Origin of the sequence: Gordonia sp. w5E2, assembly GCF_036540975.1 — a bacterium.
Taxonomy (GTDB): Bacteria; Actinomycetota; Actinomycetes; order Mycobacteriales; family Mycobacteriaceae; genus Gordonia; species Gordonia jacobaea.
On record NZ_CP144213.1, the window covers coordinates 3,847,514 to 3,862,968 of the forward strand.

Below are 15,455 nucleotides of genomic sequence, written 5' to 3' on the forward strand. Positions count from 1 at the left end.
GACAAATGAGACTCCACGACGCATCATCGGCCGAGACCTCCCTGGATCGCAGCGCCCACGAGGCCGGTGAGATCGACGACCGCCGTCTGTCCGGTGCGGACGTCGCAGCTCCCGGCACCGCTGCGGTCGAGGAGTCCGCACAGCGCCGCGCTACTCGGGGTCCTGGTGAGCACCTTCGGCCCCGACACAGACACCGGAACCCCTCGCGCGGACCGGCTCATCATGGCCAACGCCGACGTCGCGATTCCCGGGATCTCACGCAGAAGCACAAGCAGGTCAGGGGTTTTGGCGACACCGAGATCGATCAGCGGTTTCGCGACGTCGGCGGTGTCGAGCAGCGGCGGTAGGAGGTCGCCGAGAAGATCGTCGATCGCGGGCGCGGCCTCAGACAATCCATTGAAGATATAGACGAAGTCTTCGATCAGCCTGCCCATCATGAACGTCAACGACGCCGAGTTGGTCCCGATATCGCGCAGATCATCCCAGTTCTGGGTGGTGACATCGGTGAGCGTCGCCAGATTGTCGAAGATCGAGCGCATCTGCGCGAGGAACTCGTCGGGTGCTGCCATCAGGCTCGACATGTTCTTGATGGACTTGTTGATGTCGCCGCCGGTCCCGTTGATCTCCCGCGAGGTGACCGAGATGAGCTCTCCCACCGGCTTTTTCGTATCTGTACCCACTCCCCCGACCTCGTTGAACATCGTCGTGAACGACTGGAACGCATCGCTGACCGAGATGGGCGTAAACGTCCGAGAGAGCGGAACACATGTCTGCGCGGCTAGTTCGGGGCCGCCGTGTGCGTCGGTGCCAACGAGTTCGAGACGACGGTCGGCGAGCACCGAGTTGTTGATCGCGACCACTTTGAGATCGGAAGCCAGCGGCCGGTCGTCGACCTTCATGTGCACTGTCACGTAACCGTTTTCGGGGTTCAGCGAGGTCACTGTTCCGACCTTGACGCCCCGGATGTTGACCGCATTTCCCGCATAGAGGCCGGCCGAGTCGGGTAGCTGGGCGCAGAGTGCACGCGCGTTGTTCGACGTCGACCTCAGGTAGACGACCACCGCACCGACAAGCAGCGCGACGACGAGGATCGCGGCGACCAGTGCGATCGCCCTGCTGTCGATTCGGCGCGCTCGTGCGGTCAACATGTGCGGCCCGCGATGGGTATGCAGATCGACGAGTCGTCGATCACCTGATCACCGAAGTCGAGTGTCACGCCATTGGGATGCATTGTGCGACTGAGCTTGTCGGCGATGCCGCGCAGCTGTGTGATCGCGACACTCATCTTTGCCGCGATGTCTTTGGTCTCGCCCGCGGAGGCGATGATCTTGCGCAGGGGCGGCTTGATGCGCGCCTGATACGGCTCGCCGAGGACGTCGCCGACGTAGAGCACGAGCGACGCGAGGGCGTCGTAGGTGATGATGCCACGATCCTTGTAGCCGATGATGAGCGGCAGTACGGCGTGAATGCGTTTGATCATCTCGACGAGCGTGGCTCGTTGTGCCGCCATGGCTGTGCTGTATTCGCCGCCGATGTCGGCGACGCTCTTGATCTGATCCTGCTGCTTGTCGAGCAAGCCCGTGAGGGTGTCGACGTCGGACATGATGCCGCGGATGGCGCCGGGCGCGGCGTCGAGGCTGTTGGTCAGCGCCATCGCCGTGCCGCGCATCGTCGGCGCGTCGATGCCCGAGGTGGTCTTGGCGGCGGAGTCGAGCACCTCGGAGATCGAGTAGGGCACGGAGGTACGCGAGACGGGAATCACTGAGTCGCCCAACGGTTTATCTCCTGCGGGCAGCAGTGCGACGTATGCTCCGCCGACCACCGTCAGCATCCGGACGTCGAGGGAGGTCTGGTCGCCGAGGAATACGGTGCGGTCGACGGAGAGCGAGACGTCGACTTTGTCGTCGGACAATGCGACATCGGTGACCTTGCCGACGGTCACGCCTGCGATGCGTACCTCGGTGCCGCCCTTGATGCCGCCGCTCTCCGACATCACCGCGTGCACGATCGCGCGCCCGGGAGGCGAGATATAGAGGACGCCGACGACGACCACCAGCACGGCCACGACGGCGACAACCCCGACGGCCCAGGAGATCTCGGCCCTGCGGGAGACCTGGTCGCGGACAGCGAAGTCGGATAGTCGACTCAGGCCTTGCACAACGTCACCTTCCCTCCGCCGAGCAGGACCTGCCCCATCTCCGGCAGCGCCACCTCGCCGCGCGAACACGTCGCGTCGAAGCCCAGGTGGCTCATCGACGCGTTCACGGTCGCCAGGAAGGTCGGCAACGCGCCGAGCACCTCGGCGAACTGGTTGGTGTCGGGGACGAGTTGCATGATGCGCGCAGAGACGTTGTCGTGGCCACCGAGAGTGAGGTCGAACAGGTTCGAGAGCAGGTCGACGATCGGCGGAAACACTCTGGCGCCGTTGCCGAATGCGGACTTCAGCAGATCGAGCTTGGTCTCGAGAGTGTCGAAGAGTACGCCGAGGCCTTTCATCAGCACCCCGATGATCTCGGACTTGCCCTGCAGCGCAGCGGAGACGATGCCGAGGTTGTTGACGACCGTGGAGATCAGGGCCTTCTTGTCGGTAGCGAAACGGGTGAGACGTTCGACGTCGGCGAGGACGTCGCCGAGTCCGACGCCGTCCTCGCCCTGGAGCAGATGGAGCATGTTGGTGGCGAAGGTGTTGAACACCTCGGGGTCGGCGCCCTGCAGCAGCGGTCGTAATCCGTTGAACAGCTTGGTGATGTCGAAGGAGCCACTCGTCTTGGCAACGGGGATCACCTGACCGGGGTCGAGTGGCGCCGCATCCGTTGGCGTGGTCGTGCTGACGGTCCCGTTGACCTCCGCTTTCTGTGCAACTTCTGCTTTGGTGACCGCGAGGTAGCGTTGGCCGACGAGGTTCTGGAATCGAATCGCGAGCTGATCGCGACTGGTGAGCCGATTCTCTTGGCGCACGGTGAAAGTCACCATTGCCACGCCGGTGGACTGGAGATCGATGTCGGTCACCTTGCCCACCTGGACGCCGCGCACGCGGACGTCGGCGTTCTTGTGCAGCCCGAACACGTCGGAGAACTCGGCGCGGTAGGTCTCGACGTCGCCGCCGACCGGCCGATTGATCGCCTGCACGATCGCATAGAGGGCGAGGATCACGACGGCCGCCACGAGCAGCAGTCGTTTCGTCGCCGACGACGCGTTTCTCACGAACCTCCACCCACTCTCGACAGCAGTTGGTTCAACGGTGCCGATGCTCCGGGCACGACGTCGAGGTGCGCGGTTACCGACAGGGTGGTTCGCCCCGTCGTCGGATCGGTGTGGAACGCATTGCCGAAGTGATCGATCAGCGTGCCGACCTGCGCGGGGGTGACACCCGAAAGTCCTTGCCCGAGCGGCGTCGTGAATGCGTTGGTGAGGTCCATGAACGCGCCGAACGGCGCGAGGCCGTTGAACAGTGATCCCATGCCGCCGAACAGATCTCCGATGTCGCCGATCATCTGCGCGACCTGCAGCACGTAACCGTGGTCGAGGAGGAGGGGGTTGGAGTTGAAGATGTTGAGTCCCTTGATTGCGCCCGCTGCCGCAGCACCGACGCCGCTGAACGCGTCTGCGGCAGTGGGTAAGAGCGCATTCAGACGTGTGCGCTGCCCTTGCTGCACCGTTTGCAGAGTGACGGTTGCCGCGGTCAGAAACGGTGACAGGCGAATCGTCGTGTCGCTCACCTGCTTGAGTAGGTCGCTGAGTTGTGGGGACAGCACGGGCAGGGTGAAGGAGCCCGCACTGCGCACGGTGGCCGTCACGGTGTAGTCCGACGGCGCCTGTGCGAGCGTGATGGTGCTGCCACTGGTGACCGACGAGCCCGAACCCGTCGGGTTCAGACGCACGGCGTCGGAGCCGAAGAGGTTGCGCGACACGAAGCTCACCGCCGTGTTCTCGGTCAGTTCGCCTATGGCGTCCCGGTTGACGCAGACCTCCATGCGCGTGACGTCGCGGCGTGAAATGTCGAGGCCGCAGACCTCTCCGACGGTCTCGCCGCGGATATCGACCGGGACGCCCTCCTGCACGCCGTCGGGAAGCGATGGGGCGTCGATGGCGAAGCGCACGGAGTCGTCGCCTCCGCTGAAGGGCTTGATGGCGACGAGAGCGACGACGGCTACAGCCACGAGCACGGCGAGCATGCCTCGCTTGCGCAGCGCGGCCGGGGAGAGTTCGCGTGCCCTGCTCATGCGAAGTTCAGCCCCGAGTTCAGACCCCAGAACATCAGCGACATCACCATGTCGGCCGCGACGATCAGCACGAGACTGGCGCGGATCGCCCGGCCGGACGCGATGCCGACTCCCTCGGGACCGCCGCTCGCGAAGAAGCCGTAATAGGTGTGCGCGATGATCACCAGGACCGCGAAGACGACGACCTTGATCGTCGAATAGACGACGTCGACCGGACTCACGAACGCCTCGACGTAGCGGTCGTAGGCGCCCGCGGAATTGCCGTAGACGACGCTGACGACCAGCCGCGAAGACAGATAGGCCAGGCAGAGCGAGATCAGATAGAACGGCACGATGGCGAGGACGCCCGCGATGACGCGTGTGCCCACCACGAACGGAATCGGCCGGATCGCTTGCGCCTCAAGGGCATCGATCTCCTCCGAGATGCGCATGGAGCCGATCTCGGCGGTCATCCGGCATCCCGCCTGCGCGGCGAACCCCACTGCCGCGACGATCGGGGCCATCTCACGCGTGGCGGCGTACCCGGTGATGAGGCCTGCCATCGGAGAGAGGTTGAGCGATGAGAGCGAGGTGACACCGAGGATGCCGATCATGCCGCCGACCGAAACACCAAGGATTGCAAGCACACTCGCGATCCCGCCGCCGACGAGGATCGAGCCGTTGCCCCAGGTGGTCTCGGCGAACGCCGCGAGGGTCTGGTTGCGATACGCGCGCACCGTGTGCGGCAGACCCGCGATGGTGTCGAGCACGAATGTCACCTGGCGGCCGATGTGCTCGAACGGGCGGCCCGCGTCGTCGGCGACTCTCTCCAAGCGCGGGAACTTGGTACTCGGGATGTAACTCCCGGCGCGTTGCGCCATGTCAGATCACCGCCATCTCAGATCACCTGCGGCGGGATGAAGAGCGTCGTGACCTGGGTGATGATCACGTTGATCACCATCGACGCGACGATGCCGAGCACGACGGCCGCGTTGACAGCGTCAGCGACGCCGCGGGCGCCCCCGGCGGCCTCGAGCCCCCGCCTGCTCGCGATGACCACCACGACGAAACCGAAGATGACCGACTTACCCAGGCAGATCCACAGGTCCGTGGTCGACGCGTAGCTGCCGAACGACTGCCAATACGAGCCCGCGATGACCCCCTGTCCGACGATCGCCACGATGAAGCTCGCGGCCACCGCGATCACGATGATGAGGATCGAGAGAACCGGGGCGACCAGCACCATCGCGACCATCCGCGGTGCGACGAGCCGGCGCGTGGGATCGATGCCGAGGACTCGCATGGCGTCGATCTCCTCGCGGACCGTGCGAGCTCCGAGATCCGCCGTGATCGCCGACGCCCCTGCACCACCGAGCAGAAGGGCGGCGGCCATCGGCGCGCCCTGCTGGATGACACCCATGCCGCCGACGGCTCCGGCCATCGAGGTGGCGCCGAGGTTGCTGGTGAGGCCGCCGATCTGCACCGCGATGATCACTCCGAACGGTACGGCCATCAGCAGGGCGGGCAGGACCGTGATGCTGAGCAGGAACCACGCCTGAACGGTCGCCTCGCGGACCGGAAACCTGCCGCCGACGATGTCTGTCGTCGCGATGACAGAGGTGCGCACGCCCAGCCTGACCGTGCGGACGAAGCCCTGCACACTCTGCGCCATCGGCACGCGCAACCCCCATAAACTCAATCAAGCACTTGTTTGGTTTTGGGACGTATTAGACATCCCGGTTTCATTCTTCGCGCCGAGGCGAGTATCACATATCCATGTGTCCGCTGTCACACCCCCATTCGTGGTTGCGCTGTCAACTGCAGAAACACAAGCTCGTCGCACGCTCGATGCTCGATACCGTCGATGTCGAGTGTTTGAGATCGTGAAACGTTGGAGTGAGTTATGGTTCACGAGTGTCAGAAGTAGGCTCAGCCTCGACCGCGGCGTCGACCCACGCGGGTTCGGCGATGACGATGCTGGGTGCGTCGCGTCGTCGACGCGCCGAGGAACAGGAGCGTCGGATCATCGACGCGGCGTCGTCGGAGTTCGTGCGCTCCGGGGTCCGTCGAGCCAACATCGACTGCATCGCCCGCGACGCAGGCGTCAGCCGCAGCACGCTGTATCGCCGTTTCCCCAGCAAGGATGCGCTCCTGGCCGAGGTCGTGCTGCAACTGCGCAGGGACTTCTTCTCCGAGATGCAACAGGCTGTTCGCGACCTCGACCCGCGCGAAGCGGTGATCGAGGGGTTCCAGGTGTCCATCACGCGGGCTCGCAGCAATGAACTCGTCACCCGCATACTCGCCGACGAGCCGGGCGCCGCCGACCTGATCATCGGATTCGACGGCCCGTACGTGGTGGAAATGGTCGGGCAGTTCAGTCAGAGCATCGTCGACTCCCTGCGTGCCGCGGGCGCCAACATGCCTGACGCCGACCTGCGGCTCGCGTCGGAGACGCTGTTTCGGCTGATCATGTCGTTCGCGCTCACCGACTCGCACACCGTCGACATCGACGACGCCGACGCGCTGCGCGACTACGCGTCGAAGTTCCTCGCCCCGATGTTCTGGTGATCTCGACAAGCTCGATCAGCGGGGGTTGCGCGCGATCAGCGGGGGCGTCGACTGGGCGCTCGAGACGGCCGAGTGGGCGTCTCGTCGCGTCGACTGGGCGTCTCGTCGCGTCGACTGGGCGCTCGCGCCGGCCGAGTGGGCGTCTCGTGGCGTCGAGTGGGCGCTCGAGCCCGTCGAGTGTGCGTCTCGTCGCGTCGACTGGGCGGCGCCGGGTTTCTATTGCGGACCCGATATGACCGCATTGGCTGCGATGCTCGGTTCGTCGAGTGATTGGCACTCGGCTCGAACCTCGAAGCGTCCCACCTGAAAGGCCACAATCATGGATTGGACACTGGAAGTCGCGTTTCTGCCCGTCACCGACGTCGATCGAGCAAAGGACTTCTACACCAGGATCGGGTTCAACCCCGACCACGACTCGTCCCCCACCGACGAGATCAGGTTTGTGCAGATGACACCGCCCGGCTCGCGCTGCTCGATCGCTTTCGGCCGGGGCATCGTCGACGCCGCGCCACCCAACGCCGGAACACTGATGCTCTGCGTGTCCGACATCCAGGCTGCGCGGAAGGAGCTACTCGACGCCGGCGTCGACGCCAGTGAGGTCGACGTCCAGTCGTGGGGCCACTTCGTCTACTTCGACGATCCTGATGGCAACCACTGGAACGTGCAGTACTTGCCCTACCGGTACGAGTGAGCGCCCGACGCATCGTCACGCAAAACGGCCCCGCACCTTGTGAGGTGCGGGGCCGTTTCGGTGATCTCGACAGGCTCGATCAGCGGGTTACCGCCGATCAGCGAGAGCGAGCTCGATCAGCGGGTTACCGCCGATCAGCGATGATCTCGACAAGCTCGATCAGCGAGAACTACAGCTCGATCAGCGGGTTACCGTCAGCGGTAGTCGCTGCCGAAACCGTAGTCGTCCAGCGGAACCGCAGCGCCGGCGGGAGCACCGAAGGTGCCGTCCGGGCTGTAGTAGGTGTCGTCGTAGGACGGCACCGCGTAGGCGGCCGCGCGGGCCTCCTCGGTCGGCTGGACCTCGATGTTGCGGTACCGGTTGATGCCCGTACCAGCCGGGATCAACTTACCGATGATCACGTTCTCCTTCAGACCGATCAGCTTGTCGCTGCGGCTGTTGATGGCCGCATCGGTCAGGACACGCGTGGTCTCCTGGAACGACGCCGCCGACAGCCAGGACTCGGTCGCCAGCGAGGCCTTGGTGATACCCATGAGGACCGGACGTCCGGCGGCGGGCTCGCCACCCTCGGACACGACCTGACGGTTCGCGGCCTCGAACTCGGCACGCTCGGTGAGCGAGCCGGGCAGGAACTCCGTCGAACCCGAGTCGATGATCGTCACACGACGCAGCATCTGACGCACGATGGTCTCGATGTGCTTGTCGTGGATCGACACACCCTGGCTCCGGTAGACCTCCTGGACCTCGTTGACCAGGTGCACCTGCACCTGACGCGGACCCATGACGCGCAGCACCTCGTGCGGGTTCGCCGAACCCTCCATGAGCTGCTGGCCCACCTCGACGTGGTCGCCGTCGGCGAGAAGACGCTCGGAGCCGTCGTCGTGCTTGAAGACACGCAGACGCTGACGCTTCGAGATCTTGTCGTAGACAACCTCTTCCGATCCGTCATCGGGGATGATCGTGATCTTGTAGAAGCGGTCGTCGTCCTCCAGGCGAATCCGTCCGGAGACCTCCGCGATCGGTGCGACACCCTTGGGCACGCGCGCCTCGAAGAGCTCCTGGACACGCGGCAGACCACCGGTGATGTCGTCACCGACGCCACCCTGGTGGAACGTACGCATCGTCAGCTGGGTACCGGGCTCACCGATCGACTGTGCGGCGATGATACCGACGGCCTCGCCGATGTCGACGAGCTTGCCGGTCGCCATCGAACGGCCGTAGCACATGGCGCAGACGCCGGTGCCGGTCGCGCAGGTCAGGACCGAACGGACCTTGACCTGGTTGATGCCTGCTGCGAGCAGAGCCTCGATGGCCGGATCGCCGAGGTCGTGACCACGTTCGACGATGACGTTGCCGTTCTCGTCGACCGCGTCGGCGGCCAGGGTGCGGGCGTACGCCGAGGTCTCGACGTGCGCGTCGCGGATGATCGAACCATCCGGCTGCTTCTCGCCGAGCAACACGTTGATGCCGCGCTCGGTGCCACAGTCGGTCTCGCGGACGATGACGTCCTGGCTGACGTCGACCAGACGACGGGTCAGGTAACCCGAGTCGGCCGTACGAAGTGCGGTGTCGGCCAGACCCTTACGAGCACCGTGCGTGTTGATGAAGTACTCGGCGACGGTCAGACCCTCGCGGAACGAGGACTTGATCGGACGCGGGATGAACTCACCCTTCGGGTTCGTCACCAGACCCTTCATGCCCGACAGGTTTCGCACCTGGGTCATGTTTCCGGTCGCGCCGGACTTCGGGATCATGGTGATCGGGTTGTCGTCCGGGTAGTAGTCCTCCATGGCCTTACCGACTTCCTCGGTGGCCTGCTTCCAGATCTCGACCAGAGCATCACGACGCTCGTCCGGGGTGAGGGCACCACGCTGGAACTTGCGCTCCAGTCCGTCGGCCCGCTCCTCGTAACGCTCGAGGATCTCAGCCTTGGCCGGCGGCACGAGCACGTCGGCCATCGACACGGTGACACCCGAACGGGTGGCCCAGTAGAAGCCGACGTCCTTGAGCTTGTCGACGGTCTGCGCGACGACGATCATCGGGTAGCGCTCGGCGAGATCGTTGATGATCGCGGCCTGACGCTTCTTCGGCATCTGCTCGTCGACATACGCGTATTCGACGGGGAGCAGCTCGTTGAAGAGCACGCGACCCAGCGTCGTCACGACGTCCCACGGCTGACCGAACTTCCAGCCATCCGGGAACTGCTCGGCCTCGATGTCGGCAGGCGGACGCTGATCGGTCAGACGCACCTTGATGCGCGACTGCACGGTGAGCGCACCGCGGTCGACGGCCATGATGGCCTCAGCCGGGCTCGAGTAGACGCCACGCTCGATGTCGTCGTCGGTTGCCGGGGTGTACTCGCCTGCCGCGCCCTCCTTGAGGGTGGTCAGGTAGTACAGACCGGTCACCATGTCCAGACGCGGCATGGCCAGCGGGCGACCCGACGCGGGCGACAGGATGTTGTTCGACGACAGCATCAGGATGCGTGCCTCGGCCTGCGCCTCCGCACTCAGCGGGAGGTGCACGGCCATCTGGTCACCGTCGAAGTCGGCGTTGAACGCCTCACACACGAGCGGGTGCAGCTGGATGGCCTTGCCCTCGACGAGCTGCGGCTCGAACGCCTGGATACCCAGGCGGTGCAGCGTCGGAGCACGGTTGAGCAGCACGGGGTGCTCGGCGATGACCTCTTCGAGGACGTCCCACACGGCCGGGCGCTGACGCTCGACCATGCGCTTGGCGCTCTTGATGTTCTGCGCCTGGTTCAGGTCGACGAGACGCTTCATCACGAACGGCTTGAACAGCTCGAGAGCCATCAGCTTGGGCAGACCACACTGATGCAGCTTGAGCTGCGGGCCGACGACGATGACCGAACGGCCCGAGTAGTCGACGCGCTTACCGAGCAGGTTCTGACGGAAACGACCCTGCTTGCCCTTGAGCAGATCGGACAGCGACTTGAGCGGACGGTTGCCCGGTCCGGTGACCGGACGGCCGCGGCGGCCGTTGTCGAACAGGGCGTCGACAGACTCCTGCAACATCCGCTTCTCGTTGTTGACGATGATCTCGGGAGCACCGAGGTCGATCAGTCGCTTGAGGCGGTTGTTGCGGTTGATCACACGACGGTAGAGGTCGTTGAGGTCGGAGGTCGCGAAACGGCCACCGTCGAGCTGCACCATCGGACGCAGCTCCGGCGGGATCACCGGCACAGCGTCGAGGACCATGCCCAGCGGCGAGTTGCCCGACTGCTGGAACGCCGCGACGACCTTGAGTCGCTTGAGCGCGCGCAGCTTCTTCTGACCCTTACCGCTGCGGATGGTCTCGCGCAGCGACTCGGCCTCGGCGTCGATGTCGAAGGTCTCGAGGAGCTTCTTGATCGCCTCGGCGCCCATCGCACCGGTGAAGTACTCGCCGTAGCGGTCCTGCAGCTGGTGGTAGAGCTTCTCATCGATGATCAGATCGCCCGGGGAGAGCTTCACGAACTTGTCCCACAGCTCTTCGAGAGCGTCGAGCTCACGCTGTGCTGCGTCGCGCATCCGCTTCATCTCGCGGTCGCCACCGTCGCGCACCTTGCGGCGCACGTCGGCCTTGGCACCCTCGGCCTCGAGCTCGGCGAGGTCGGCCTCGAGCTTCTGCTGACGCTCGTTGAGGTCGGCGTCGCGCTGATCGGCGACAGCCTTCTTCTCGACCTCCATCTCAGCCTCGAGCGTCGAGAGCTCGTTGTGGCGGAGCTCGTCGTCGACCGAGGTGATGACGTATGCGGCGAAGTAGATGATCTTCTCGAGATCCTTCGGCGCGAGGTCGAGCAGGTAGCCCAGGCGGCTCGGGACACCCTTGAAGTACCAGATGTGGGTGACCGGTGCGGCCAGCTCGATGTGGCCCATCCGCTCACGACGCACCTTGGCCTTGGTGACCTCGACGCCGCAGCGCTCGCAGATGATGCCCTTGAAGCGCACGCGCTTGTACTTGCCGCAGTAGCACTCCCAGTCGCGAGTAGGTCCGAAGATCTTCTCGCAGAACAGGCCGTCCTTCTCAGGCTTGAGCGTGCGGTAGTTGATGGTCTCCGGCTTCTTGACCTCGCCGTACGACCAGTTGTGGATATCGTCGGCCGTTGCAAGACCGATTTTCAGTTCGTCGAAAAAGTTGACGTCGAGCACTTGTTACCTTTCCAGAGCTCTGTCAATAAAGGGCCGTTGGCCGCCGGTCACGGAAACTCCGTGACCGGCGGCAGCGAGATCAGTTCGCGAGGTCGTCGACAGTGGCCGACTCGTTGCGCGACAGGTTGATGCCGAGGTTGGCGGCTGCGCGCTCGAGATCCTCGTCATCGGTGTCGTGCATCTGAATCGCCGCACCGTCGGAGCTCAGCACCTCGACGTTCAAGCAGAGTGACTGCAGCTCCTTGAGGAGCACCTTGAACGACTCGGGGATGCCCGGCTCGGGGATGTTCTCGCCCTTGACGATGGCCTCGTAGACCTTGACGCGGCCGACCACGTCGTCGGACTTGATCGTCAGCAGCTCCTGCAGGGTGTAGGCAGCGCCGTACGCCTGCATGGCCCAGCACTCCATCTCACCGAAGCGCTGGCCACCGAACTGGGCCTTACCGCCGAGCGGCTGCTGGGTGATCATCGAGTACGGACCGGTGGAGCGAGCGTGGATCTTGTCGTCGACCAGGTGGTGCAGCTTGATGATGTACATGTAGCCGACAGACACCGGGTACGGGAACGGCTCGCCGGAACGACCGTCGAACAGCATCGCCTTGCCGTCGCCGTTGACCATGACCTCACCGTCGCGGTTCGGAAGCGTCGAGGACAGCAGTCCGGTCAGCTCCTCCTCGCGGGCGCCGTCGAACACCGGGGTTGCGGTGTTGGTGTCGGGCTCGGCCGAGTACATGTCCTCGGGCAGCTTCGACGCCCAGTCGGGCACACCATTCGCGACGTTGATGTTCCAGCCGGTCTTGGCGATCCACCCGAGGTGGGTCTCCAAGATCTGACCGATGTTCATACGACGCGGAACACCGTGGGTGTTCAGGATGATGTCGACAGGGGTGCCGTCGGGCAGGAACGGCATGTCCTCCTGCGGGAGGATCTTGCCGATGACGCCCTTGTTGCCGTGGCGGCCTGCGAGCTTGTCGCCGTCCTGGATCTTGCGCTTCTGAGCCACGTACACGCGGACCAGCTCATTGACACCGGGTGCGAGATCGTCGTCGTCGTCGCGGCTGAAGACGCGGACGCCGATGACCTTGCCGGTCTCACCGTGAGGCACCTTGAGCGACGTGTCGCGAACCTCGCGAGCCTTCTCACCGAAGATCGCGCGGAGCAGACGCTCTTCCGGGGTCAGCTCGGTCTCGCCCTTCGGGGTGACCTTGCCGACCAGGATGTCGCCGTCGCGGACCTCGGCACCGATACGCACGATGCCGCGCTCGTCGAGGTCGGCGAGGACCTCGTCGGAGACGTTCGGGATGTCACGCGTGATCTCCTCGGCACCGAGCTTGGTGTCGCGGGCGTCGATCTCGTGCTCCTCGATGTGGATCGAGGTGAGCACGTCCTCCTCCACGAGCCGCTGGCTCAGGATGATGGCGTCCTCGTAGTTGTGACCCTCCCACGGCATGATCGCCACGAGCAGGTTCTTGCCCAGTGCCATCTCGCCGTTCTCGGTGCACGGACCGTCGGCCAGGACCTGACCTGCCTCGACACGCTGTCCCTCGTCGACGATCGGGCGCTGGTTGGCGCACGTGCCGTGGTTGGAACGGGCGAACTTGCGCATCCGGTAGGTGTCGCGGGTGCCGTCGTCTGCCATCACGGTGATGTAGTCGGCGGAAACCTCTTCGATCACACCGGTCTTGCCCGAGACGATGACGTCGCCGGCGTCGACCGCCGCACGCAGCTCCATACCGGTGCCGACCAGCGGCGACTCGTTACGGACCAGCGGCACGGCCTGACGCTGCATGTTCGCACCCATCAGGGCGCGGTTCGCGTCGTCGTGCTCGAGGAACGGGATCATCGCGGTCGCGACCGACACCATCTGTCGCGGCGAGACGTCGAGATATTCGACGTCGCTCGCGCCGACGAACTCGACCTCCGAACCCTTCTTACGGACCAGCACGCGATCGTCGGTGATGGTTCCGTTGAGGTCGAAGTTGGTGTTCGCCTGGCCGATGAGGAAACGATCTTCCTCGTCGGCGGTCAGGTACTGGATGTCGTCGCTGACGACGCCATCGACGACCTTGCGGTACGGCGTCTCGATGAAGCCGAACGGGTTGACCCGTGCGTACACCGACAGCGAACCGATCAGACCAATGTTCGGACCTTCAGGGGTCTCGATCGGACACATGCGGCCGTAGTGCGACGGGTGGACGTCGCGGACCTCGAGGCCCGCACGCTCACGGCTCAGACCACCCGGGCCGAGTGCCGAGAGACGACGCTTGTGCGTCAGACCCGACAGCGGGTTGTTCTGGTCCATGAACTGCGAGAGCTGCGACGTTCCGAAGAACTCCTTGATCGCCGCCACGACGGGACGGATGTTGATCAGGGTCTGCGGGGTGATCGCCTCGACGTCCTGGGTCGTCATGCGCTCACGCACGACGCGCTCCATACGCGAGAGTCCGACGCGGATCTGGTTCTGGATGAGCTCGCCGACGGTGCGCAGACGACGGTTGCCGAAGTGGTCGATGTCGTCGACCTCGATCGGAACCTCGAGGCTGTCGGGTCCGGCGACCTGCGAGAACGACACGGTGTGCGGGTCGGCATCGTGCAGGCGCACGAGGTACTCGACGGTCGCGGCGATGTCTTCGCGGGTGAGGACCGACTCGCCCGTCATCGGGTTGTCGGTGAGGCCCAGCTTCTTGTTGACCTTGTAGCGGCCGACGCGGGCGAGGTCGTAGCGCTTCTCCTTGAAGAACAGGTTCTCGAGGAGGTTCTCGGCCGACTCGCGGGTCGGGGGCTCGCCCGGACGCAGCTTGCGGTAGACCTCGAGCAGCGCCTCGTCCTGGTTGGCGGTGTTGTCCTTCTCCAGGGTCGACATCATGATCTCGGAGAACCCGAAACGCTCGCTGATCTCTTCGTTCGTCCAGCCGAGAGCCTTCAGGAGCACGGTGACCGGCTGACGACGCTTGCGGTCGATGCGCACGCCGACGGTGTCGCGCTTGTCGACGTCGAATTCCAACCACGCGCCACGGCCCGGGATGACCTTCACGGTGTGGAGGGTCTTCTCGGTGGCCTTGTCGATGGAGGCGTCGAAGTAGACGCCCGGGCTACGGACGAGCTGCGAGACGACGACACGCTCGGTGCCGTTGATGATGAAGCTGCCCTTGTCGGTCATGATCGGGAAGTCGCCCATGAAGACGGTCTGCGACTTGATCTCACCGGTGTTGTTGTTGATGAACTCCGCGGTGACGAACAGGGGCGCCGCGTAGGTCATGTCCTTGTCTTTGCACTCCTCGACGGAGGCCTTGACCTCGTCGAAGTGAGGGTCGGAGAAGGAAAGCGACATCGAGCCCGAGAAGTCCTCGATCGGCGACAGTTCGTGGAGGATGTCCTCCAGACCGCCGACGGGGTTCTCTTCGCCACGGGCGATGGCCTTGGCGCGCCACTCGGGGGAGCCGACGAGCCACTCGAAGGAATCGAGCTGTAGATCAAGGAGGCCCGGTACCTCCAGAGGCTCGCTGATTTTCGCGAACGATGCGCGGTGCGGCGCATTCGGGATGGTGGTTGAGGTGGACTGGCGATCGACTGCCAAGGTGCGTCCTTCCAACACGAGGGTTCTGCCTAGCGGTGTGTGCAACAAGCGCTAAGTGGCTTGGTGGGCCGTTCGCTGGTGACAACCTTCGATCGCGATCACCATGCACACACCAGAGGAGAATGTGGCCAGAAGGAGAATCGACAGATGGACAGGAGGCAGCCAGCGCAACGTCCAACTGTAGCAGAAAATAGACGCACTTTGTCAAGTAGCGTCTGGAAACGATTTCGCACTGGTGGCTGCCCGCGCTGCAATCGCTGGTCACA

The 15,455-nt window shown here is 64.5% G+C and carries 11 protein-coding genes; 3 read left to right on the forward strand and 8 right to left on the reverse strand.

Annotated features, from left to right (window positions below; genetic code table 11):
* Positions 1 to 23 precede the first annotated feature (23 nt).
* The 6 genes from RND64_RS17370 to RND64_RS17395 are packed head-to-tail and all read right to left on the reverse strand — an operon-like array spanning position 24 to position 5,880.
* Positions 24 to 1,148, reverse strand: a complete 1,125-nt coding sequence (locus RND64_RS17370; RefSeq protein ID WP_049698705.1) for an MlaD family protein — start codon at positions 1,146 to 1,148, stop codon at positions 24 to 26.
* Complete coding sequence (locus RND64_RS17375; protein WP_049698704.1) at positions 1,142 to 2,158, reverse strand: MlaD family protein; 1,017 nt, start codon at positions 2,156 to 2,158, stop codon at positions 1,142 to 1,144. Before RND64_RS17375 ends, RND64_RS17370 begins: the two co-directional genes overlap by 7 nt.
* The gene (locus tag RND64_RS17380; RefSeq protein ID WP_049698703.1) at positions 2,146 to 3,204 is read right to left on the reverse strand and encodes an MlaD family protein; all 1,059 of its coding nucleotides are present in this window, start codon (positions 3,202 to 3,204) and stop codon (positions 2,146 to 2,148) included. The genes RND64_RS17375 and RND64_RS17380 overlap by 13 nt, the downstream gene beginning before the upstream one ends.
* The gene (locus RND64_RS17385; protein ID WP_049698702.1) at positions 3,201 to 4,223 is read right to left on the reverse strand and encodes a hypothetical protein; all 1,023 of its coding nucleotides are present in this window, start codon (positions 4,221 to 4,223) and stop codon (positions 3,201 to 3,203) included. Before RND64_RS17385 ends, RND64_RS17380 begins: the two co-directional genes overlap by 4 nt.
* Positions 4,220 to 5,083, reverse strand: a complete 864-nt coding sequence (locus tag RND64_RS17390; protein ID WP_049698701.1) for an MlaE family ABC transporter permease — start codon at positions 5,081 to 5,083, stop codon at positions 4,220 to 4,222. Before RND64_RS17390 ends, RND64_RS17385 begins: the two co-directional genes overlap by 4 nt.
* A gap of 17 nt (positions 5,084 to 5,100) precedes the next feature.
* On the reverse strand, positions 5,101 to 5,880 hold the full coding sequence (locus RND64_RS17395; RefSeq protein ID WP_049698700.1) for an ABC transporter permease: 780 nt from the start codon (positions 5,878 to 5,880) through the stop codon (positions 5,101 to 5,103).
* Positions 5,881 to 6,116: 236 nt separating this feature from the next.
* On the opposite strand from RND64_RS17395, the gene RND64_RS17400 reads away from it, so the two are divergent.
* The 3 genes from RND64_RS17400 to RND64_RS17410 are packed head-to-tail and all read left to right on the forward strand — an operon-like array spanning position 6,117 to position 7,461.
* A complete protein-coding gene (locus RND64_RS17400) occupies positions 6,117 to 6,770 on the forward strand; it encodes a TetR/AcrR family transcriptional regulator (RefSeq protein WP_235434336.1) in 654 nt (217 codons plus the stop codon).
* A 25-nt stretch (positions 6,771 to 6,795) separates the two neighbouring features.
* The gene (locus tag RND64_RS17405) at positions 6,796 to 7,077 is read left to right on the forward strand and encodes a hypothetical protein (protein ID WP_049698698.1); all 282 of its coding nucleotides are present in this window, start codon (positions 6,796 to 6,798) and stop codon (positions 7,075 to 7,077) included.
* A gap of 12 nt (positions 7,078 to 7,089) precedes the next feature.
* Entirely contained in the window at positions 7,090 to 7,461 is a 372-nt protein-coding gene (locus tag RND64_RS17410; RefSeq protein WP_049698697.1) for a VOC family protein, read from the forward strand.
* Between the two features lie 194 nt (positions 7,462 to 7,655).
* Here the strand turns inward: RND64_RS17410 and RND64_RS17415 are convergent, their stop codons facing one another.
* Positions 7,656 to 11,612 carry a DNA-directed RNA polymerase subunit beta' gene (locus RND64_RS17415; protein WP_049698696.1) on the reverse strand — a complete coding sequence of 1,319 codons (3,957 nt, stop codon included), beginning with the start codon at positions 11,610 to 11,612 and terminating at the stop codon, positions 7,656 to 7,658.
* A 79-nt stretch (positions 11,613 to 11,691) separates the two neighbouring features.
* Positions 11,692 to 15,189, reverse strand: coding sequence for a DNA-directed RNA polymerase subunit beta (gene rpoB / locus RND64_RS17420; protein ID WP_049699013.1), 3,498 nt, complete (start codon positions 15,187 to 15,189; stop codon positions 11,692 to 11,694).
* Positions 15,190 to 15,455: the final 266 nt, after the last annotated feature.